Annotated in this window: 18 protein-coding genes, 1 pseudogene and 1 CRISPR repeat array; of the genes and pseudogenes, 13 read left to right on the top strand and 6 right to left on the bottom strand. The window is 40.2% G+C overall.

Annotation, left to right across the window (positions count from 1 at the left end):
- Position 1 precedes the first annotated feature (1 nt).
- Complete coding sequence (locus tag RS893_RS13970; protein WP_315791692.1) at positions 2-1,060, top strand: 50S ribosomal protein L11 methyltransferase; 1,059 nt, start codon at positions 2-4, stop codon at positions 1,058-1,060.
- A 266-nt stretch (positions 1,061-1,326) separates the two neighbouring features.
- Here the strand turns inward: RS893_RS13970 and RS893_RS13965 are convergent, their stop codons facing one another.
- Complete coding sequence (locus RS893_RS13965; protein ID WP_315791691.1) at positions 1,327-1,560, bottom strand: helix-turn-helix transcriptional regulator; 234 nt, start codon at positions 1,558-1,560, stop codon at positions 1,327-1,329.
- 197 nt (positions 1,561-1,757) lie between these two features.
- Here RS893_RS13965 and RS893_RS13960 point away from each other — a divergent pair, with 197 nt between their 5' ends.
- Together RS893_RS13960 and RS893_RS13955 are read left to right on the top strand one after the other, a co-directional pair.
- Positions 1,758-1,970, top strand: a complete 213-nt coding sequence (locus RS893_RS13960; RefSeq protein ID WP_315791690.1) for a hypothetical protein — start codon at positions 1,758-1,760, stop codon at positions 1,968-1,970.
- Positions 1,971-2,165: 195 nt separating this feature from the next.
- Positions 2,166-2,347: pseudogene (locus tag RS893_RS13955) on the top strand (hypothetical protein); the annotation flags it as partial.
- 46 nt (positions 2,348-2,393) lie between these two features.
- On the opposite strand, the gene RS893_RS13950 reads toward RS893_RS13955, so the two are convergent.
- Together RS893_RS13950 and RS893_RS13945 are read right to left on the bottom strand one after the other, a co-directional pair.
- Positions 2,394-3,890: a glycosyl hydrolase family 57 gene (locus RS893_RS13950; RefSeq protein ID WP_315791689.1), complete on the bottom strand. Its 1,497-nt coding sequence runs from the start codon at positions 3,888-3,890 to the stop codon at positions 2,394-2,396.
- 420 nt (positions 3,891-4,310) lie between these two features.
- Positions 4,311-5,150 carry a DUF2382 domain-containing protein gene (locus RS893_RS13945; RefSeq protein ID WP_315791688.1) on the bottom strand — a complete coding sequence of 280 codons (840 nt, stop codon included), beginning with the start codon at positions 5,148-5,150 and terminating at the stop codon, positions 4,311-4,313.
- A gap of 274 nt (positions 5,151-5,424) precedes the next feature.
- Between RS893_RS13945 and RS893_RS13940 the strand changes: the two genes are divergently transcribed.
- From RS893_RS13940 to RS893_RS13930, 3 genes are all read left to right on the top strand, one after another.
- Positions 5,425-6,075: a bifunctional 4-hydroxy-2-oxoglutarate aldolase/2-dehydro-3-deoxy-phosphogluconate aldolase gene (locus RS893_RS13940; protein WP_315791687.1), complete on the top strand. Its 651-nt coding sequence runs from the start codon at positions 5,425-5,427 to the stop codon at positions 6,073-6,075.
- 349 nt (positions 6,076-6,424) lie between these two features.
- The gene (locus tag RS893_RS13935; protein WP_315791686.1) at positions 6,425-6,937 is read left to right on the top strand and encodes a L,D-transpeptidase; all 513 of its coding nucleotides are present in this window, start codon (positions 6,425-6,427) and stop codon (positions 6,935-6,937) included.
- Between the two features lie 307 nt (positions 6,938-7,244).
- A complete protein-coding gene (locus RS893_RS13930; RefSeq protein ID WP_315791685.1) occupies positions 7,245-7,778 on the top strand; it encodes a L,D-transpeptidase in 534 nt (177 codons plus the stop codon).
- Positions 7,779-7,911: 133 nt separating this feature from the next.
- On the opposite strand, the gene RS893_RS13925 is transcribed toward RS893_RS13930, so the two are convergent.
- On the bottom strand, positions 7,912-8,394 hold the full coding sequence (locus tag RS893_RS13925) for a DUF1499 domain-containing protein (protein WP_315791684.1): 483 nt from the start codon (positions 8,392-8,394) through the stop codon (positions 7,912-7,914).
- Between the two features lie 437 nt (positions 8,395-8,831).
- A CRISPR array of direct repeats spans positions 8,832-11,780; the repeat unit is 37 nt; unit sequence GTTGCAACTTCAATTAATCCCTATTAGGGATTGAAAC.
- A 355-nt stretch (positions 11,781-12,135) separates the two neighbouring features.
- Between RS893_RS13925 and RS893_RS13920 the strand changes: the two genes are divergently transcribed.
- Entirely contained in the window at positions 12,136-12,669 is a 534-nt protein-coding gene (locus RS893_RS13920; RefSeq protein ID WP_315791683.1) for a hypothetical protein, read from the top strand.
- 157 nt (positions 12,670-12,826) lie between these two features.
- Here RS893_RS13920 and RS893_RS13915 read toward each other — a convergent pair whose 3' ends face one another.
- Both RS893_RS13915 and uvsE read right to left on the bottom strand, forming a co-directional pair.
- Positions 12,827-14,425: an Hsp70 family protein gene (locus RS893_RS13915; protein WP_315791970.1), complete on the bottom strand. Its 1,599-nt coding sequence runs from the start codon at positions 14,423-14,425 to the stop codon at positions 12,827-12,829.
- Between the two features lie 56 nt (positions 14,426-14,481).
- Positions 14,482-15,435 carry a UV DNA damage repair endonuclease UvsE gene (uvsE, locus tag RS893_RS13910; protein WP_315791682.1) on the bottom strand — a complete coding sequence of 318 codons (954 nt, stop codon included), beginning with the start codon at positions 15,433-15,435 and terminating at the stop codon, positions 14,482-14,484.
- Between the two features lie 77 nt (positions 15,436-15,512).
- On the opposite strand from uvsE, the gene RS893_RS13905 reads away from it, so the two are divergent.
- The 6 genes from RS893_RS13905 to RS893_RS13880 all read left to right on the top strand — a co-directional run bounded on the left by RS893_RS13905 (position 15,513) and on the right by RS893_RS13880 (position 22,840).
- Positions 15,513-15,686 carry a hypothetical protein gene (locus RS893_RS13905; RefSeq protein WP_315791681.1) on the top strand — a complete coding sequence of 58 codons (174 nt, stop codon included), beginning with the start codon at positions 15,513-15,515 and terminating at the stop codon, positions 15,684-15,686.
- A 72-nt stretch (positions 15,687-15,758) separates the two neighbouring features.
- A complete protein-coding gene (locus tag RS893_RS13900; RefSeq protein ID WP_315791680.1) occupies positions 15,759-16,409 on the top strand; it encodes a Uma2 family endonuclease in 651 nt (216 codons plus the stop codon).
- Between the two features lie 142 nt (positions 16,410-16,551).
- On the top strand, positions 16,552-17,361 hold the full coding sequence (locus RS893_RS13895; RefSeq protein ID WP_315791969.1) for a creatininase family protein: 810 nt from the start codon (positions 16,552-16,554) through the stop codon (positions 17,359-17,361).
- A gap of 298 nt (positions 17,362-17,659) precedes the next feature.
- Positions 17,660-20,839 carry an HAD-IC family P-type ATPase gene (locus RS893_RS13890; RefSeq protein ID WP_315791679.1) on the top strand — a complete coding sequence of 1,060 codons (3,180 nt, stop codon included), beginning with the start codon at positions 17,660-17,662 and terminating at the stop codon, positions 20,837-20,839.
- A gap of 182 nt (positions 20,840-21,021) precedes the next feature.
- Complete coding sequence (metK, locus tag RS893_RS13885) at positions 21,022-22,224, top strand: methionine adenosyltransferase (protein WP_315791678.1); 1,203 nt, start codon at positions 21,022-21,024, stop codon at positions 22,222-22,224.
- Positions 22,225-22,588: 364 nt separating this feature from the next.
- Complete coding sequence (locus RS893_RS13880) at positions 22,589-22,840, top strand: RNA-binding protein (RefSeq protein ID WP_315791677.1); 252 nt, start codon at positions 22,589-22,591, stop codon at positions 22,838-22,840.
- Positions 22,841-23,368 lie beyond the last annotated feature (528 nt).

The following is a 23,368-nucleotide window of genomic DNA, read 5'->3' as shown; positions in this document are numbered from 1 at the left end:
TATGATTTGTCAATATGAAGTAGAAGAAGTATGGTTTCCTTTGTCTGAGACAATTTTAGAGTGGGATGAAGATTTTCATGAATTAATGTTAGGAGATAAACTGAGAATGGCTGCTTATAAAAAAGCTATTGAGTCAGTAGTGCAGCCTGAAATGATTGTTTTGGATTTAGGGACTGGAACAGGAATTTTAGGATTATGGGCTTTAGAAGCAGGTGCAAAATATTTATACGCTATTGATGTTAATTCTAAAATTCTTACCTTAGCAATTCAAAGATTTAATCAAGGGGGCTTTTATGGAAGATACGAAGTTTTCAATGCTATTTCTTATGAAGTAAACTTACCCCAACGAGTTGACCTGATTATTTCAGAAATTCTGGGCAATCTTGCTGACAACGAAGATTTTGTTCCAATTTTAACCGATGCACGTCAACGTTTTCTAAAAAAATCAGGAAGAATGTTACCGTCTAGCGTTTACACTCAGTTGGTACCAGTAAGCTCTGTCAAAGCCCATCAACAAGTTAAATCAAAAAATATTAAAAGACTAAACACTAAGTATAATTTGGAGCGACTGTTACAAAGATTAGCTGTTGAGAGTCCGTTCAATCTTTACTATGATGTAATCCTTTCTCAGCAAAGCTACCTCAGCAAACCTCAAATAGCTCAAGAATTTCAAATGGACGGTAACGATCAGCAAGTTTATAACGTTATCCTCACTTTCAATGTGGAAGTAGATGGAATTTTTACGGGATTTAAGGGCAGTTTTGTGGCAACTCTTGCTGATTCAGTTGTTTTAGATATATCAGGATCTGATATTGCAGCTCATACTACTTCTGATTGCTGGAAGCACTGCTATCTACCAATAGAGAATCCTGTAGAAGTGAAGCCTGGAGACCAAATTCAATTGCTTTATACTCGCTTCTATCCCACTCATCGAAATTCTCCATTTCGACAGTGTTATAAGTGGAGTGGCAATATTATGCGTGGCAGTAGTATTATCAGTTATTTTGAGCAAAGTATGGAAAGTAGGGAGATCTTTCAATCCCTGACAACTGATAACTAATTAGGAGGAACTAGGCATTGCTGTCCTCTTAGGAGAAAGATTAAATCCTCGTTTTTGTAATCTTTTTAATGCTTTCTCTGATTTACGCAAAAAACGAGGACTATCTACTTTGTTTCTATTCAGTAGCTTTCCATTACCCTTATGGGTTTGCCAGTTGCTCACGGGGACTCGGGGACTCTACGATCAACAGGAAGCGAGGATTGGGGGAAAACCCCCTACGTAAGAGTCGTTGGCTCACCAATTATCCACTACCAGTTAATACGATATTAATCATTGAATTTTACTCCCAAATCCACACCTAATACTTTTTCAATTTTGCGAAGTGTTTCTTCTGGCAAAGCACTTCTGACTCTCTCTGCTTCAATGTCGTACCAGTAAACACGAGATATACCTACCTCAGAACAAATAGCCTCTAGGGAACGCTCATCAGCCTCCCTTGCCTGTTTTATCTTTTCACCTAATCCAGGGACTTCTTTTTCTACTGTTCGTCTTACTTTCATCTAAATCACAGTTGTAGGTTTTAACTTTTCATTTGTAAACTATCAGCTATAACTTTAGTATAAAACACTAGCTAATGCTTGACAAATGCTAGCTAACATTACACGCTATTAATTATGAGAAAGGCGGTAGCGCCTGAGAAACGAAACCGCCCTTCTCTCCAAAGTATTCACGCAGAATTTCATTGAAGATTTCTATAATGACACAAATCATCCTTTGCCGAACACTAACAAAAGGTTGGATAAATTTAGCTTACGCCCGCCAAGTTCAGTTTTGCCAAGCTGACCCCAATATATACAAAGAGCAAGTCGTCTGCGTCATCACTTGGAGTAATGGTGATCAAGAATCATTTTTTGGAAAAGATGCTCAACTCATAGCCCAAACTTGGAGAAAATATACTTCTTATAAGTAGAACTATAGAGAGCTTGTAGTAAGCACGCCATGCGCTTACTATAAGCTCATAGTTAATTGAGAGAGGGCGATCGCTATTTTTGAAACTATAAGCAAGCGATCGCTGAGTGTAATTACCAACACATTGAAAGTTTGTTGATAGACTACTGGCTACAATTAAAGCAATCTTGATTGTGAAGCGATCGCCAAACCCATCATGTTAGAGTACGATCCACTAGCTTGCTTACCCGCTTCAGAGGAACTACCCGACTCTGACGATACCCAAGTGGATAACGAACTACAAATTTAATCGCCAGTTTACTCAAAGCCGTCTTAGCAATGGCATGGTCAGATCAGATGGATTGGTTTTTCGGTGTTGACATGGGAATTTATTATGCAAATAATAGCAGAAAAGTTGCGTTCTCTTGGTATAGATCCAGATACACTAACTTAACACTGCTTCGCCCCGGCGATAAATCTCACGCGCATAATCAGTCCAAGTCCCTTGTCCCCAGTAACGGAAACAACTGGTTTGCAACAACAAGTTATATAACAAAGCTGCTTGATAATCTGGACGCTGTGTTACTAAAGGATCTTGCCGTACCAACGAGTCATATTTTTCATGAAACATGACACTAAGTTTTTTCATCGGGTCTAAGACATTCTCATAACCTTCCACCCAACTTAAATTATTAGTCCAAGAAGCACCATCCATGTGAAATTGATGGTCAGTTGCTTTTAATTGTGCTATTACCTTTTCTACAGCTTCCGGCGTAGCATTATCTGAATCAACTTCCTGCCAAATTTTATGCTGATGGACAGCCTGACAAGTTGGATAATCTTCACGATTAACACCTGCTGCTGCAATTAGTTCTAAATATTCTGTTCCATTGAGGGCAACCACACCTGCATAATTATTACCCGCTTCGCAGATTTCATGATAAACCCTAAACAAATCGCGGGGATATTCATTCATCATCACACCGCCATTTTCTCCATCAGCAATTTGGGTAACTAAAGAGGGGACTGTCACGTTGCTAATTTGCTGCTTATTCTTGCCTTTGGCTTCAAAATAAGGTTGCATCTGGGCAACTAATTTCGTGTCCGAACCTTGTGTTTTAATTAATGCTGTAATACTAGTAGTTTCACCGTAAGAATTACGGGCAAGCAAACGGTTGGGAATATATTTATCTTCGTGCTTTAACCCAGAACCATCAAGACGTTCTAGGGAATGTTCTTGCACCATTAACCAGCGATACCCGCATTCTTTTAACGCTTTAATGTATTCAAACAAAGTATCTGGATGATTGGGCAAATGCATTTCTGGAGGAGAGAAACCTTTGACTCGCTTGAGGGCATCGTAACCGAAAATAGCTGCAAAGTGATGTTGCCAAGCTTGAATGTGTAGTTTGATGTCGGGAATAGGTGTGGAGGGAACTACAGCATGACTCCACATTGTTCCCAGCCATTCTACATAAGGCTGGTATTGAGGGTCACAGGTGATACGCTTGAGATGATCGAAGATATGGTCGCCTTCCATTTGCCGTAAACCCCACAGCAAGTTGCCTGAATAATCAAGCATGATGCGAGGGTTACAACCTTGAGAAATTAGCTGCGGGATAAATTCTCCCATACGGCTGTAACACCAAGCAAAAGCTTCGGCATTATGGTTATCTCCATCATGAGGATGTTCAAACATATACTGGAGATTACTGATGATTTCGCCGTTAATGCCTGCGGGGATACTTGGTTGATGCATGTGTAGAGCGCAGGCAAATCCCGCCGTGATATTTTCTAAGCTTAGATTAGTAGTATTTAAATATACTGATTCTTCTTGTTTAACTATTGACTGAATTGCCGCTTCCCAACCGCAGATATTAGGCAACCCTGATCTTAATTCTGCCAATGCGGGTAGATTGAAGGATTGTGCTGTAGCAGTCATAATATTTTCATGTCGAGTCTGTGATCATTGTTGCTTAATCGACAATGTTTGGGCTAAGTGAAGCAACAATTTATAGTTAAACGTGTTAGTTTGCAACAATAAAATTTAGGTATTGTCACCATAATTGAGTCTCTTGTAAAAACGAACACAGATCACACAGATGTAGACGCCCCTAAGGGCGGCTTCCCATAGGGTACACAGATAATTTATCGGTGTGTATCTGTGTTCATCTGTGTTCGACTATCAAATCAAATTTACTGTGAGATAAAGCCAGCTACTAAAAGGGGCAATAGCAGCAGGATAGATACTATCAATAACAAAGTTCCCGGATCAATTTTTATCTGTGGGTCACGCATTGCTTTACTTGGGAAAAACAAGTATATCTACCTTTACACCCCTATACCCATTTTCAAAACACGTCTAGAGACGATCTCTTGACGGTGTATTTGTTTCATCTAAAGGCAAATTACCTTCAGTTTGAATGTCTAATTCTTCACGACGAATTGTGTCTTGGGCTTCCACAACGTCTTTGTCTACGACTTTCTTAACCCGGACTTCCTCACGCACAAAAGCTTCTTTCCGAATTTCGGGTGTTTCTTCGTAGATCTCGATGCGTGCTACTTCCCCTGATTGAAATTGTGCTTCGTCGGGGCTAATTGCAACGCCTTCTGTTGTGGTTGGAACTCGTTCAATTACAACTCTTTCTTTCTCGATTGGTACTGAAACTGTTGCGGTTTCTGTTTCAATATGCTTACCAACGGTAACTTCTCCGGTTTTGATGCGATTTTTGTTGGCGATTAACCGTTCTTCATATAATTTGAAAGTTTGATGGTTTTGCTCATTCAAATTATATAAAGGTGCATCATTTTCATAGGTGTAGCTATTGCGATCGTAAGCTACATTTTGTTGGGGACGATAATTCCTGCGTACCTGTTCTTCATAATCATAATCAACAGTCATGTCATCTCTGTACACAGGTAAATTTTGTACTTGTTCTCTGCTTAATCCATCAACATACACACGTCGTTGATTATAATCAATGCGAGAAAGACCTATTGGAAGTAAAATTCTTTTGCTATGAAAATCTGATTCAGTTTCTATAACTAAATAGCGAAAACGACCTTCTGGATCTACTAGTGCGTCTGCAACTGTACCGATTCTATTTCCCCCTTCGGTGTAGAGGGGCAAACCTTTAATATCATCACCACCGAATGTATCTCGGTAACTAGGATCAAAATCTTGTAGCTTGTAAAGAGGCATAATAAAATTACCTATGAAAGCATCTATACTAATAACTTAAAAATAAAAGTTATTTTTTTCCTCTGGCTTGCGACTGAATTTTTTTAATGATTAATTTTTCCAAAATAGTTACTTAATAGCCTAAGAATAATGATTGTTGAGTTTTAGCTGGATTATTATTAATAATGGTATCTATCTTTGGTTAGATTGAATAAAGTGTCTAAGTCGGTGTTACTCCTACTTATCTAATCTAAAACAATATTACTTTTGAGCTAATTGTTAATTTATTGTCCCCATGTCTCATCACCCTTGGTTAACACTGGTAAAAAAACATCGAGCGATCGCAGTTATTCGCGCTTCTCAATTAGAACTTGGACGCCAGATGGCCTTGGCTATGGCATCTGGAGGTATACAATTAATCGAAATTACCTGGAATAGCGCTAACGCTTCAGAATTAATCACTAAACTCCGCTCAGAATTACCCGACTGTACCATTGGTACAGGTACTTTGTTAAATTTAGAACAACTTTATGACGCAACTTCCGTAGGGGCGCAATTTCTGTTTACACCCCATGTTGACCCAACTATGATCCAAGCAGCAGTTGCGGAAAATATACCTATTATTCCTGGTGCGCTTTCTCCCACAGAAATCGTTATGGCTTGGAATTACGGTGCAACTTGTGTGAAGGTATTTCCCGTACAGGCGGTAGGTGGAGCAAATTATATCAAAAGTTTACAAGGGCCACTAGGTCACATTCCTTTGATTCCTACAGGCGGGGTTACTTTAAAAAATGCCCAAGAATTTTTACAAGCAGGAGCGATCGCAGTAGGTTTGAGTAGCGAATTGTTTCCGAAACAGTTTGTAGAAACTGGAAATTGGCAAGCAATATCTCAACAAGCAAAATCCTTAGTAAATAGTTGTTTAGTGAAACAGTGGTTCAGTTAAGAACTTCTAGTGAAATTTACTCAGGTATAGAGACCTGCCATAACACGTCTCTACACTGTTTAAGGTTTACTTTAGTCAATACTTGTTTAATTAAGGATTGATTAATAATAATTAAGATTACTGTATGAGCCAATAATTTTAATTATTAGCAGGTTTTTCCTTGTGAGTAAAATTACATAAATTTGATTTTTCAACAATTCCTCATCTGTTTGTCCTTGGATAGTTACGAATGAGGACATTTGCTATAGGATGAAATCAGGAAAACCTACGCCTGTTGCAGCAAAAAGCTAAAAGTCATCAGAGAAAAAGAAAATTTCCCTTAAATTAATGGCATTATGGTGTAATAATCATGGAAAAGCCATCTTCTTCCAGTTGGGTGCGTTCTTTAAAAGTACTCTTTGTTAGTGCAGCACTCGCTTTAAGTGTTTTTAGTACTCCTTCACAAGGAGTTTTGAGACACCCAAAAAGAAGTACAATCAGGCAAGCAATCATTAACTTCAAACAATCTCAACGACGCTGGATACAAATTGATCTTTCCGAACAACGATTGATTGCTTGGGAAGGTAGGAAGCCTGTGTACAGAGTGGTTGTCTCTACAGGAAAAAGATCTACTCCCACTCGTACTGGTGTTTTTCGGATTCAAACCAAGCTGAGAAAAACTCGAATGCGTGGTAGAGGCTACAACGTTCCGAATGTCCCATATACGATGTATTACAGAGGAGGCTATGCTATTCATGGAGCCTACTGGCATCGAAGATTTGGGACACCAGTTAGCCACGGTTGTGTAAATTTACCACCTAAACATGCCAGATGGCTATACAGATGGGCATCAATCGGTACGCCAGTAGTTGTTCAAAGATAGTATTCATTTCATGTTCGCTTAAATACTTATACTGTCGCATAGGCTGGCAACAGGTAATGGGTAATTGGTGAGCCAGCGACTCTTACGCAGGGGGTTCCTCCCCCAATCCCCACCAGGACCGATGAGTCCCCCATGAGCGACTGGCGAACCCGTAAGGGTAATGGGAAAAACCAATGCCCAACAACGAAACATAATATCGTAAGTAATTAGCCGAACTTGATATTAGTTGTTAATGGTTGGTAATTTTTCCAAACAACCATCAACAAACACATTTTGGGCATTCTCTGCGAATTAACAAGTTAAGATAATGGGAAACTGGATTGGCAGTAGTTGGATTGCTTGGTTAACAACTTTCTTAGCAACTGTGGGAATTGTGGTTGGGGCTGCTTTTAGTTCTTCAAATTCAAAGACACCTCTTTCACATTTTTCTTATCGCATATTTGGTCGCAACTCTATTAACGAAGCTGATATTTGGAAAGAATTACGCCCTCCTCGCAAAATCGAAATTGATTTGTCACAACAACGTCTATACGCTTGGGAAGGTAGTCAACTTGTGTATTCGATGCGAGTTTCCACAGGAAAGCGTTCAACGCCTACAAAAAAAGGTAAGTTTCTAATTGGCTCTAAGCTTCGCTATGCGAGAATGCGAGGCCCTGGTTATGATATTTCTGGTGTTCCCTATACTATGTATTTCTACGAGGGGTATGCAATTCATGGCGCTTTTTGGCACGATAGATTTGGTACGCCCGTTAGTCATGGTTGCGTGAATTTACCAGTTAAAGAAGCTCGTAAGCTTTTTAATTGGGCTGAAGTTGGGACGTTAGTAGTGGTACGTAAGTAAGTAGTTGAGGAAGGGAATAGGGAATAGTCAGATAGTTTGAGATTTTGGATTTTGGATTGACGAGATCTAAACCTTTGTCGTTAAATCACAAGTTTGTGTTAACTACGCATGGCGATCGCTTTTACAGCGAACATCAAATCTTTAAATCCAAAAGAGCCAGACGAATTTGCTCGATTCGCCTACGGTTGACTCCGAGGTCCGATTCTCCCACGCGAGATGCGGAACGTACATGAATTACTGACTCGTTAGGTGGGAAATAAAACTCTACATCATCAACAAATTTAAAGATGCGGCTTTTAGAAAGAGCATGGATGTAATTATCTGTCTGTTCTATCACTTCTGTTCGAGGAACAACGTTGAGAACTTTTAATAAGGTTTCTCGTGCTGTGTCGCGGTCTACATGATAAACGATCGCGTCAATCGCGTGTTTCGAGTCAGCATCTTGGCTTACCACACAATTGTTTGAAGCTGGACAAGAACTAAGATGACCATTAGTTACTCCCAAGCCAGAAGCATAAGCCCAACTCGCACCAGGAAGTATTGTTAGACTTAGGAATATTACAAAGGCAATACTGCACAGTAGTCGCTGTGCAAACTCTGGTAGTAGACGGGACATGATAAATTTACTCCTCAATCAATGCACTTTCCTTATAATAAGTAGCCATCATAAACTGCGTACACCAGAGTGAATCAAACGTTAGTACACAACAAAACATGAAAATTTGACTCCTCCTACACCCCTATACCCCTTACATCCCCACACCCTATTTTCAAGACAGCGTTATCTGCAAAAAAACACAATTTGCGTCAATGAGTAGGTGTTTTTCTGAACATGCCAAAAATATTGGCTGAAACCATTACCCTGGCTGAGTTTGAACCTTGTTATACAATTAGTGAGGTTGACGCGATCGCCGAAAAGATTCCTGTGACTAGATTTAAAGGATTTTTTGGGTGCGATCGCTTGACAATCCGATGTCCCAAAAGGTACCTTTATTTTAGATTGACGAAACAGAACCTTGAAAACCAAATATAGTAAGAGTAGTAAAGTGAGCTGTTGCAACTTCAATTAATCCCTATTAGGGATTGAAACAGCCGCAAATTTCCGTAAGATTCTGGACTTATCACCAGTTGCAACTTCAATTAATCCCTATTAGGGATTGAAACAAGTACGTAAGGTAGTCCTTGACTAACTAGTTTCGTTGCAACTTCAATTAATCCCTATTAGGGATTGAAACTGCATTGAAGACTGTCTTAGAGTGTTTATCTTTCATCGTTGCAACTTCAATTAATCCCTATTAGGGATTGAAACTGTACGCCGGAGTCATCGGAGCTAGCGTAAACAGTTAGGTTGCAACTTCAATTAATCCCTATTAGGGATTGAAACAATTAGTTATGTTTCTCTAAACTCAAGCGTTGCTACGTTGCAACTTCAATTAATCCCTATTAGGGATTGAAACCATGTTTGTCTTTCATCGTTCAAGCACCTGCACTCTTGTTGCAACTTCAATTAATCCCTATTAGGGATTGAAACTGCGTTCACCTTTCTAATACTTGCACTCTTAAGGTTGCAACTTCAATTAATCCCTATTAGGGATTGAAACAGCTTTATAGTCCAGGAAATCTAAAACGTTGCTTCGCGTTGCAACTTCAATTAATCCCTATTAGGGATTGAAACTGCATAGCTATCGTGCAGGGAAGGTAAAGCACCGATTGTTGCAACTTCAATTAATCCCTATTAGGGATTGAAACAATCTACCCACAGATAGATAGTCGCGGAGCAACCCCAGGGGGTTGCAACTTCAATTAATCCCTATTAGGGATTGAAACAACCATGTCTGTGACAACTTGATCATCCAAGTCGCCAAATGTTGCAACTTCAATTAATCCCTATTAGGGATTGAAACTATGCCCCTATAATCTCAGCAGTGCCGGCTAGCTTCGTTGCAACTTCAATTAATCCCTATTAGGGATTGAAACTATTCAGTCCTCTCTGATCAACGTGCCTACGAGTTGCAACTTCAATTAATCCCTATTAGGGATTGAAACCCAAGTAGCCCCAGGTCCCCAGGACCTGGGGTTTTGTTGCAACTTCAATTAATCCCTATTAGGGATTGAAACACTATACAATCTCCAATGTTCTGCCTCGACAGATATCCAGGGTTGCAACTTCAATTAATCCCTATTAGGGATTGAAACCTCCCTCGACAGATATCCAAGTGGCATGATAGTATAGGTTGCAACTTCAATTAATCCCTATTAGGGATTGAAACGTCCTGGGAATTGGCCGAATTTTGGAATATCAAGGTTGCAACTTCAATTAATCCCTATTAGGGATTGAAACACAGGAACTACTTGCTTATTTGGCCGAGTATCTCAGTTGCAACTTCAATTAATCCCTATTAGGGATTGAAACCATTGGGGTTACTCGGTATCTCCAATTTATCCAGAGTTGCAACTTCAATTAATCCCTATTAGGGATTGAAACGTTTTAGGGGGCGCATGGGCCTGCTTACTACTAAGGATGTTGCAACTTCAATTAATCCCTATTAGGGATTGAAACACAAACCGTAATTCGTACAGTTATTGAATGGGAGAAGGTTGCAACTTCAATTAATCCCTATTAGGGATTGAAACACAAATTTCCTTGGCTGACTCTGATAAGTAACGTTGCAACTTCAATTAATCCCTATTAGGGATTGAAACTTTCTCTTAAAGAAAGAGGGAGCGGCAGATAATGTTGCAACTTCAATTAATCCCTATTAGGGATTGAAATCTAGGCATTACTTTTTCCCATACAGCTTGGCATTTGTTGCAACTTCAATTAATCCCTATTAGGGATTGAAACTCAGCTGATGGAGCTTACTGGGATGAGCGGACGCAGGTTGCAACTTCAATTAATCCCTATTAGGGATTGAAACAAGATCTCGCGGGACGATAAGATATATACAGTTCGTTGCAACTTCAATTAATCCCTATTAGGGATTGAAACAATTTAAATAGTGCGATCCGCGATCTCCAGCAGCTAGTTGCAACTTCAATTAATCCCTATTAGGGATTGAAACAGTAGTGAAACAATCATCTTCATGAATACCAACTATGGTTGCAACTTCAATTAATCCCTATTAGGGATTGAAACAAGTATTGACCAAGCTTGATTCACTCCCTATCGAGTTGCAACTTCAATTAATCCCTATTAGGGATTGAAACATGGTAACTAAGGAAAATGGGTAAAAGAGTTGTTATGTTGCAACTTCAATTAATCCCTATTAGGGATTGAAACGCAGTACTGCCAGTTGAGTGCGTTATAGGTGAGGGTTGCAACTTCAATTAATCCCTATTAGGGATTGAAACATCGTTGATCAGCATTCCTTGTTGTGTCATCCCGGTTGCAACTTCAATTAATCCCTATTAGGGATTGAAACATCCGGAGATACCAGAAGACATTTACAAGAAAAGAGGTTGCAACTTCAATTAATCCCTATTAGGGATTGAAACATTAATGTCCTTCCCATTTCGGATTTTTTGGTAGGGTTGCAACTTCAATTAATCCCTATTAGGGATTGAAACATACAAATCTGATAAACAACTTACCCTCTGTTAAAGTTGCAACTTCAATTAATCCCTATTAGGGATTGAAACGTACCTGACCCAGGTTCACCTTTGGAGGCAAGGAGTTGCAACTTCAATTAATCCCTATTAGGGATTGAAACTCTGTGGGCAAATCTTGGGCAGTCGGTTGTGCGATCGCACGTTGCAACTTCAATTAATCCCTATTAGGGATTGAAACAAAAACCTTGAAAACGTCGATCCTAGATGGGACATTGTTGCAACTTCAATTAATCCCTATTAGGGATTGAAACGTAGTGGGTGGTATCGAATAAATTAAGGTGTTTGGTTGCAACTTCAATTAATCCCTATTAGGGATTGAAACTAATGCTAACTGGGCATCAATCCTTTCTCCTGTTGTTGCAACTTCAATTAATCCCTATTAGGGATTGAAACCACCTGTTCCAAGATGGGTTCCAGTTCTGGACTGTTGCAACTTCAATTAATCCTTATTATTTGTATGTTGTACCTGTTGCAACAGCCAGGAAGCTGAGCCTCCAAATCCTTGTTACCAGGTTGAACCTGGTAACAAGAACTAGAGCATCTGGCTCTTGTTTGCGATTTTCACACATGATATGGAAGTGCCATAGATGACCAGAAGCGATCGCTCTAGAAGAGGAAGATATATACTAATCTAATGCTTGGCAAAAGTGGGTTATATTTTAAGTTGTGGGCGACTATTGAGTAGGATTTGTATAAGCGTACTAAACTTTTTGGAAAGGGCGTTGATGGGCTTGTAGTTTTAAAGTAGTTGTTTATTTCTAAAATTTTTAGTTTAAATCGCGCACTTCTTCTAGAAATCAAGATGACAAATCGAATAGTTTTCATTAGCTTATCACTGTTTTTATATGGAATAGCACTTAGTATGCCAGCCCTTGCTTTCAAAATAGTTGAAATCACCTTTGGAGGTCAAAACAATACGGTTGAAATCGCTACATTGACAGATAAAATTACCACAATGACAGGGGCTGAGTTAACTTTAGTAGGATTTTTTGGATTACTACTGCTTGTGATTCCGCCTAGTATTGGATGGTTAGCTAATCCAGCTTACTGGACATCGTGTGTGTTCTTTTTTCGACAGCAATATAATTGGTCAATTTTAACTGCATTAATATCAATTATCGTAGGTTTTTTGGGAACAATATCAGCATTTTGGGTCAAATTACCTGCTGGTAGTACTCCCTTTCAAAAGTTAGCATTATATGAACTGCTGCCTGGATTTTGGTTGTGGCTTGCGGCTCCCGGATTTATTATATTGGTCAGTATTTTGAAGCTAAAAAAATGAGATTGAAAAGATAAAATTGCAGTTAAAAAATATATAGTAGCCCTGTATGATTTGTGAGAATTGGAAAGCTTAGATCCCCAACTTTTCTAAAAAGTCGGGGATCTTGTCTCTAATCAATGATTTAGGAAATGATTTAGGAATACTATATCAAAAATTCCTAACTCAATTGTGCTACAAGTTGATTTTCCAACAGAGTTTCATTTGTGAGTAAATCCTCAACAGTAATTCGCAAAAAGCGCTGTTCATCAACTAAAAACAGGATTTTAATGCGATCGCTTCCGGGAAATCCTGGCGGTGTGAGGTTGGCAATTGTCCTCGCCCCATCTTTATCATTGAGGGGTTTCACAGTTATGACATCGTTATTAAGACGACGGGTAATCATGCGATCGCCATCAAAATAAACTTCTGTTCCGCCTGTGTCTGCCCCCAATTCGCCCATAATTAGCTCAATGCTGGGCTGACTCTCCACAGAAGCACCCAATACTAGCTGTACAGGTTGAGTCATGGGATAAGGTTGTCCCTCTCTAATAATCGGATACCAACTGTGTCTATTATTACGCCTATCCCAATAGCGGACACCGTAGCTGTGGTAGAGAAAATCTTTGATTTCTACGCCTTGAGTTACTTGCAAAGCACCTTGGGCAATGGCTTCAAACGGGCGATCGCACCGAATTTTTTCTGGTGCAAAATATTGCTTTACCCATGTTTGTACTGCTGGTATTTGTACTGTACCACCAACTAACAGTACAGCATTAATATCCCCGACTTCTATATTTTGCCGTCGGGCTTGTTGTAGTAACTGAGACATCGACTCATCAAGCCGTTCAAAAAATGAGTGTTCTCTGAGAATACCTTCCAATGTATCCCGATCTAATTGCAATTCATAACTTTCAAAAGTTTCATCGTTGAAATAAACTTCACTCGCTTGGGTTTGAGTTGATAGCTGAATTTTCACTTTTTCCGCCAGTCGCATTGTCAAAGGACTGACTGCTAAACCTTGAGTTTTCGCAAAATAGTCAACTATCCAATTGTCTAAATCGGAACCACCTAAATTTTGTCCAGCTTTCGCCAAAACACGGGCAGTTTTCACCTTTTGTTTGGAAGTTTCAGCTAAAGATTTATTGCCAAACTTCAGTAAAAATCCTACAGGCTTACTAGTTGTTTTGACGCTTTTATCCAGTTGTACCAAAGATAAATCCAGCGTCCCACCACCAAAGTCAATTACCAAGAGAACTTCTTGGTCTGCCATACCATAACCTAAAGCGGCGGCTGTTGGTTCATCCAGTATCCGCACCTGTTCCACTGGCAATGCTTGACAAACTTTGCCCAACCAGTAACGATAAGCTTCAAAACTATCCACAGGTACGGTTAATACAAGTGATTCCAACCCCCCTTGCATCGGTTCTAATTGGGTAATCACCTGGTTGAGGAACCATTGTCCGACTTGTTCAAAAGTAACTACTTGTCCATCTAATTCCGGTAAAAAACCTTGGATATCCGTACCAATACCGCGTTTGAAAGTACGGAAAAAACGAGGATCATTTTTCAAGTCTAAACCGCGATCGCGCACTTGTTGCCCCACCAAAACTTGTCCTTTGGTAGCATTTTCCACATAAAGTAAACTGGGAATAAGTGGCGGATTTAGACTTTGTTGAACTGATAAACCAGGTAGATTCAGAGTTTCTGACTCTTGGGTGACAGGATTCCAACGAGTGATAACAGTGTTGCTTGTACCAAAATCGATTGCGATCGCCATATCTAGATAATTTTGCGCTTTTGTTGCCAAGACGCAAATAGCTACTTCAACTTTTACTAAAAATTATTCTCCAACAGCCACCAAGAACGCAAATAGGCGATCGCTTCTTCTTTGTGTTTCGCTTCCACTTCAATCCAAGGTGCTTGCTGATATATCTTTGGCATAGCAGTAATTAAATCACTATGCTTTCTGTCGTTAAAAGCTTCTTCCCCATTAGAAATATGAACTAATTGCCACTCAGGATGAGTCCAAGTTTGTTGAGCAGCATAAAACATTTCTGCCACATTGGGGTGATCATAACTATCTAAATTCTCATGACAGATATGATGATGAGCATCGAACACCATTGGTACTCCAGTACGCTGGCATACCTCTAAAATTTCGCCAGCACTGTAAGCATACTCATCATTTTCCAAAGTCAAACGACTTTTGATATTTTCTGGTAGCTGGGAAATTACTTCTACTAATTGTTCGATTCGTTGAGATTTGCCACCATGAATATTCATCAACGACCAACAAGAACGAGGTAAACCCAACAAATCCAACGTTAGGGCGTGTCGTTCTAAAATTTTAATACTTGCTGCCACTACTTGTGGCGAATCAGAACTTAACACCACATATTGATCAGGATGCAGCACCATTCTAATTCCTAGTTGATTTGCTCGTTGCCCAATTTTACCCAACTCGGCACTCATTTCCTCAAGTACACTCGCCCCGACTTCATCTTCCCAGTCACTCATGGGAAATAACCCAGAAGGCATTCGATAAAGTCGAATATTATATTGTTGACAAAAAGTTAATGCCCCATCCAGACGCTGTAAGTTATCTCGATATAATTCCTTGAGAGTACTAACGCGCTGTTCCTGACTTAATTGTAAATAGCGGGTGCGCGTAATCGTCCGAAAGCGCACCTGTTTAGAAAAGGTGATGCAAACCAATCCTAAATACGGCAGCGTATCTTTAGGTTGAGGCTGTGCTACTGGCAAATTGTCTAACTCAACTGGGGTCATTCGATTTTGGATTTTGGATTTTGGATTTTGGATTGACTCATGGATTTATATGGTCATCTGTTCGATTTAACTAATTTTTGCCCCTGAACGATGAGTATCTGAAGGTAGAAACTTTCCTAAGACTGATGGAAATAGCAGTTTCCTTACGCGAGTATTGCGAATTGCGAATTGGTATTGAGCGATCGCTCATCAGTAAAACTGTTTTGTCACTCCAAATACATGAGATGCGATCGCACCTGAATCAAAATTAGATTTTTGCCACCAAGTACAGCGTATTGTAGAGTGAATTAGATTATTAGAAGACTCTCTCAAACCTCAGCTTTATGACTGTTGTCACTCCCGTTGTCAAACCTGTCAGCCAAATGCAACTTGCTCCCGGTAGTGCAATCACCATTCCGAATGTGAGTTGGCAAGAATTTGAGTCAATTTTACAAGAATTAGGAGAAAAACGAAGTGCAAGAATAGCCTATAGCAAAAATACTTTAGAAATTATGGTTCCTTTACCCGAACATGAAAAGCCAAAAGAATTAATTTCAGATTTTGTCAAAACCTTACTCAAAGCTACGGGCAAAAAATATGAACCTTTTGGTTCTACCACTTTTAAAAAAGAAGAAACCGCAGGAGTAGAACCTGATGCTTGCTTTTACATTCAAAATTATCAATACATGATCGGACGTCGCCGTCAGCAACCCGACGATCCACCACCAGATTTAGCAATAGAAACAGATGTAACTTCTAAAACTACTCTTGAAGCTTATCAAGCAATTGGTGTTCCAGAAGTCTGGGTTTATGACAGTGGTAAATTTACAATATATTTACTTAGTCAAGGAATTTATCTCAAATCTGACACCAGTCCCCATTTTGAAAACATCCCACTCACACAAATTATTCCTGCTTTAGTAGAACGTGCTTGGCAAGTAGGAAATGTTCAAGCATTGGAAGAATTTGAAATACAAATTACAAATGACCAATGATAAATAAGAGACTATTTATAAAGCAAATCTTAAGTAGTAAATATTAAGTATTAAGTAGAGTGCGTTAGGCTAAAGTCATAGTGCACCGCCGAACACACCCTACTTTATAAATAACTTCTAGCCAATGACAAATGACCAATTTATGTTGCATTCTTTCATCCCTCCAACCAGATTTTTTCCCTATCTTACTTGGCAAGATATTGAAAAAATGCCAGATAAACAAAACGTCGTCATCATTCAACCTATTGGTGCAATTGAACAACACGGTTTGCACTTACCATTAATTGTTGATTCCGCAATTAGTGTAGCCGTTTTAGGCAAAGCACTCTCTAAATTAGATGCAGATATCCCAGCCTATGCCTTACCTAATATTTATTACGGTAAATCCAACGAACATTGGCATTTTCCTGGCACTATTACTCTCACCTCCCAAACTCTAACTACTTTATTAATGGAAGTTGGCGAAAGCATTTATCGGGCAGGTTTTCGGAAATTAGTATTTATGAATTCTCATGGTGGACAGCCACAAATTCTCGAACTAGTCGCCAGAGATTTACATATTAAATATGATGACTTTTGTATCTTTCCTCTATTTACTTGGCGAGTACCAAACATAGCCAAAGAATTGCTCACACCCAAAGAACTAGAATTAGGAATTCACGCCGGAGATGCAGAAACTTCCTTATTGTTGGCAATTTTGCCCGAACAAGTCAAAATGGCAGAAGCAATTACCGAATATCCGCAAAATCTACCTACAGATAGCGTTCTAAGTATGGAAGGAAAGTTACCCTTTGCTTGGGCAACCAAAGACTTATCCCAAAGTGGCGTGATCGGAGATCCAAGCACAGCAACAAAAGCAAAAGGCGATCGCATCTGGGAATCATTGGCTGATGGTTGGGTAAAAACCATCAAAGACATCTATAAATTTCAACAACCAAAGACAACAAATTAATTCACAAACACCCCGTGTTCCTCTGGTTTAAAAAACAATTATTCTTAGCAAACTGTGTACCAAAATACAAAAATTCAAGACTATAATTGCTTTATATTTCCAACCAAGCACAAGGATACTTTAAGATTAATCTTTTTTTACAAAAAAAATGCCGTAAAATAGCACTTTTTAGCTTTATTAAGTTCTTTAATCAATAAAGTTAGTTAAATTTTTTGCATTAAAACTAGGTTAAGATTAGAATAAGGATTACAATTAGAAATTCTAAATGAAGTAGTTTTTCTCACAACCGAATGAAGAAATGAACAATCACTGCAACGTCTCCCGTCGCAGTCGGGATGCTCTTGTTCGTGCATTGCATACTGCTGTTAAAGGGAGGGCTAGGTATAAAATCAATGGGTTGCAAGGCTCGGAAGCTTTCAAGAAATACCTAGAGTTGAAGTTGTCAGAGGCGCAGGGCATTACACAAGTGAGTGCCAATACCTCCACGGGTAATGTTCTGGTATTCTACCAACCAGGACACACTGTTTTAGCGCTTGCTGCACAGATTGAACGCCTGGTTATAGAGTATGTCAAACAAAGTCATAGCTCAATAGCCGAGGCAGCAAAAAAAATCAACCAATTTCAGAAAAAGGCAAAAAATTTACCCGCAAGCAACAAAAAATCTCATCAGCTGACAGCTAATACTCACCAACAAAAAATAGCTACTTGGCATTTAAAAGAAACTGATGCAGTTATTACCGAGTTAAAAACTTCCCAAGAATCAGGATTAACAACCAAGAAAGCACAGAAAAAGCTGAAAAAATACGGCCCTAATGCTTTACCGGAAGCAGATCCCCGTTCTGGGTTAAGTATGTTTGTTGACCAGTTTAAATCCTTACCCGTAGGGCTTTTAGCGGTTGCGGCTGGTGTTTCAGTTGCTACCGGCGGCTTAGTAGATGCGTTGGTAATCATGGGGGTTGTGGTTATTAATGCTGCCATTGGTTACGCCACAGAAAGTAATTCTGAAAAGGTAATTCGCTCTCTGAAGAATCTAGTTAATCCCACAGCGTTTGTAATTCGCGATCGCAACATTGTAGAAATTAGCGCTCAAGAAATCGTCATCGGGGATATTCTGATTCTCAAACCCGGTAGCTATGTACCAGCAGATGCCAGACTCTTAGAAGCACGTCGCCTCAGTATAGATGAATCGGCACTGACTGGTGAGAGTATGCCCGTGAGCAAATCCACTCAGACTCTAGTTGGTGAAAATATTGCCTTGGGCGATCGCACCAACATGGTTTACATGGGAACACTAGTTACTGGTGGACAAGGAACGGCGGTAGTAGTTGCCACTGGTAAATACACGGAGATGGGCAAGATTCAGATGATGGTTAGTGAGGCCAAATTGCCCGAAACGCCAATGGAGAAACAGCTAGACAAAGCTGGAAGTCAGTTAGTGATGGTATCAGGCGCAGTTTGTGCCTTATTCTTTGGAATCGGCATCCTGCGTGGAAACAGTTTGCTGCAAATGCTCAAATCATCGATTTCTTTAGCAGTAGCAGCAGTTCCCGAAGGTTTACCCACAGTCGCGACTACAACCCTGGCTTTGGGGATCGCTAACATGAGGAAGCACAACGTCCTGATTCGACGTTTGGATGCAGTAGAAACCCTTGGTTCTGTGCAGACAATCTGCATGGATAAAACCGGAACGATCACCGCCAACCGGATGACAGTTGTAGAACTGTGTACAGATAATAAATGTATCCAAGCATCTGCTGATCAATTACTTTTCGGTAACGAAGCGGTTAATCCTTATGAAAACGAACAGCTCTTAAAGCTGATTCACATCTTAACGCTGTGCAACGAAAGCGAAGTCGAAAAAGAAGGCGATGAGTACACCGTCAGAGGTTCCGCCACTGAAAATGCTCTGATCGATGTTGCGATCAAAGCAGGAGTGAATGTCCCCAGTGTGCGAGCCAATTATCCACGACTGAAGATCAATCACCGTTCCCAAGAACGCAATTACATGGCGACACTGCACGCCACTCCTGACGAACAACAAAAGCTGATCGCAGTTAAAGGTAGTCCGTCAGAAGTTCTCAGTCTGTGCAGTTGGCAAATCAAAAACGGCGAAAAAGTTCCCCTCACCGAAGCAGACAGACAAGCCATTGAAAACGACAACGATGATATGGCTAGTAAGGCGCTGCGGGTATTGGGGGCTGCTTACCAACTTGATGGCTCCGAAAATATCCATACTCGCGACTTGATCTGGCTGGGATTGGTCGGCATGATCGATCCGATCAGAAATGGTGTGCAAGATTTGATGGGAGGTTTCCATCAAGCGGGGATCGATACAGTCATGATTACTGGCGATCAAAGCCCAACAGCTTACGCGATCGGGAAAGAACTGAATCTCAGCAAAGGTGAACAACTGCAAATTCTCGACTCTACCCACCTGAACAACCTCGAACCAGAGGTAATGAAAGGACTGTTGCATCGCGTCCATGTTTTTGCCAGAATCAGTCCGGCGAACAAATTGCAAGTTGTGCAAGCATTGCAGAGTAGCGGCAAAGTCGTGGCCATGACAGGCGATGGCATTAATGATGCCCCAGCGTTGAAAGCTGCGGACGTGGGAATCGCAATGGGACACACAGGTACAGATGTTGCCCGGGAAGTCGCAGACGTGATTCTAGAAGACGACAATCTGGAAACTATGATTATTGCCGTCAGCCACGGACGCACAATCTACAACAACATCCGTAAATCTGTTCACTACCTGCTGTCTACCAACGCCAGCGAAATCATGGTGATGCTAGCAGCAACCACAGCTGGTATCGGTCATCCCCTCACAGCCATACAACTATTGTGGGTGAACTTGGTATCAGACATCTTCCCAGCTTTAGCCTTGGCAATGGAAGCACCAGAACCGGATGTATTGCTCACACCACCCCGTGATCCCAACGAGCCAATCATTAGAAGTTCAGACTTTGGTAGAATCCTGGTGGAATCAGCAGCATTGTCTGCTAGTGCATTGGCAGCCTATTGGTATGGCATCAGTCGTTATGGCTTCGGCCCACAAGCCAGCACCATCGGCTTCATGAGTTTGACAATGGCCCAGCTGTTGCATACCTTCACCTGTCGTTCCCAGACTCACACGATCTTCAGCAAGCAAAAACTACCACCGAATAAATACTTAAATATAGCTATAGGTGGTTCCTTTGTTCTCCAGATTGTAGCTGCGATCGTACCTGGACTGAAAGGCTTGCTGCAAATATCGCCGCTCAACCTTGTTGATACTGCGGTGATCGGTAGTAGTGCTGTCCTGCCATTCCTGTTCAATGAGGGTAGAAAGGAAGTTGCGACTAGATATTTGCGAGGAGATCACAACTCACCACGTCTGCTTGCTGGTAGTAAATATGACTCTGCTGTCAGCCCTGTATTGGAAGCAGCCCAACAACAGGAGGTAGAATTAGAAACTACTGCTGTTGTTGTCTCTTAATTAAGATAATCAATAGCGCATTTAGTAGAGGTACGGTAATGCCGTACCTTTACGTTTAAGATTAATTCTTTGAGTCTGGTTTGGCGTAAGAATTTAGGATTAAATTTGAAACGCAAAGGGACGCAAAGGGAAGCGCAAAGGAACGCAGAGTTTTGGTTATGAATTAAGACAAAATTAAATATATGAAAAAAGACTTTATGTTTAGTTCGGAATCGGTGACTGAAGGACACCCGGATAAACTTTGTGATCAAATTAGTGATGCAATTGTTGATAAATTTCTCCAGAAAGATCCTTATTCTCATGTGATTGCAGAATGTGCTGTAGCAACGGCGCTGGTATTCATTGCTGCGAGATTTGAATCGGATGCAGTTGTAGATTTTACGAAAATAGCTAGAAAGGTAATTGAGCAGGTTGGGTATGATGAACCTGATTTTAATGCTAAAACTTGCAGTATTGTCACTAGTGTTAAGGAGTTACAGTCCAGCAGCTATCGTTATTGGGATGCAAAGAAATTATCGGATGATGAAATGGAGTTGATTCCGGCTACGGATCAGGTGACAGTATTTGGTTTTGCCTGCAATCAAACTCCTGCTTTAATGCCACTTCCGATATGGTTGGCGCACCAATTAGCCAGGCGATTAACTACTGTACGACACGAGAAAATACTGCCCTACATAGCACCTGATGGTAAAACTCAAGTCGGGATTGAATACCGCGATCGCAAACCCTACAGAATCCATAGTATCTCGATTCTGGCAAGTAAAAAGTCTACTTCCCCATCAGACAGGAATGATGAAAAGACACTCCAGCAAGAAGTGAAACAGATGATTATTGATCATGTCTTTGCCAAAGCCGAATTTCAGCCTGATGCAAAGACGAGAATCTTCATTGACTTTGATCAACCTTTTGCTATTGGTGGACCGTCTGTACATTCAGGGTTAACTGGAAGAAAGAATGCGATCGATACCTACGGAGAATATTCTCGCCACAGTGGTGCTGCTTTAAGCGGCAAAGATCCCACTCGCATAGATAGGGTTGGTGCTTATGCTGCACGTTATGCGGCAAAAAATGTTGTCGCCGCAGGTTTGGCAGAAGAATGCGAAGTGCAACTGACTTACTCAATTGGACTGGCTAGACCTGTTAGTATCCAGGTAGAAACCTTTGGTACAGGCAAAATTTCTGATGAAGAAATTACGGTGCTTTTGGAAAAGAATTTTGATTTTCGGCTAGCAGGAATTATTAAGAAATTTAACTTACGGTTGTTGCCTGCAATCTCCAAAGGCGGATATTACCGCAAACTAGCCGTCTACGGTCATGTTGGTAGGATGGATCTGGGAAGTGTGCCCTGGGAAGAGACAGATATAGGTACAGCTTTACTAGGTTGAAATCGTTCGCTGATGTGTAGGGATCTTAGTGGTTAACTGCATACAGTGTAGGTAGTTCACGCCACCAAATCTACCCCGTTCTCTGTGTATACCTCACTCTGTATAAGAATTGTAGAGGTTATACCATTTTTGATTTTAGATTTTGGATTGGGAAACTCTTTGTGCATGAGAGTTTTGTAAGTCTATCTGTCGCATTCTTTTTTCAAATTGGTATTAAAAGCAGAGATTTACACACATGTTATTTTTGCATGATGTTATGATTAGATCATCGAGAATTATTTTCGGCTATGTAAATGAAATTTATATCTAAACAAACGTCTCTCCAAATCTAAATCTCTATATGTGTTGATTCCGGGAATTTTTTATGTCAATTTATGTTAGTAATTTATCAGATGAAGTTGAAGAAAATGATCTCAAACTGATTTTTTCTCAATATGGATATGTTAAGAAAATTCAAGTATCTTTGAACCAAAAAACTGGTGAGAAGAGAGGGTTTGCGGTTGTCGAAATGGCTACAGGTGCTGAGGAAGCAACAGCAATTCGAGCTTTGAGAGGTATTGAGTTGATGGGACATAGGCTCAAAGTTAATAGAGCCATGACTGAGTACAGCATTTGAGAAATGTGTGTGGAGTGATTAGAGAATCGATAATTTTTAAAATAATTTGCTCTAGTTAATTAAATAAAAAGTTTGGCAATCATTTATCTAGAGATTTAAAATTTTAATTATCATGAATAATTGCGAAATAAATTATAACTTACTATCGTCACCATATGGGGAAATCGTCATCTGATTTCATCCAAATTTAGGATTAAAATGCACTTTTTATTCAATAAGTCGACTCAAGTGAATACAGTCACATGTATTTGGGAATCTATGCAGGGTAAGCATACTTGTCCTTGCTGTTCATATGCTCTCCTCTGTCATATACGTATAGGAGGTATTTACTGGCGTTGTGGTCATTGTTATCAAGAAATGCCAGCCTATAGCGTAGGATAAATGAGAGCTACATTCCTGTGTTACTGAAATAGGTAAAAGGCTGAATGTAGAATCTCGTAAGCGTAAATCAATATTGTATGTTAGGGTTAAAGCATCGAGAATTATTTTCGGCTATGTGATTGACCACAATTAGCACCTCTCCGAATC

It is taken from the genome of Fischerella sp. JS2, from assembly GCF_032393985.1.
Classification (GTDB): Bacteria; Cyanobacteriota; Cyanobacteriia; order Cyanobacteriales; family Nostocaceae; genus Fischerella.
The sequence above is the reverse complement of the archived record's forward strand: the minus strand, read 5'-3'. Positions and strand labels throughout refer to the sequence as shown.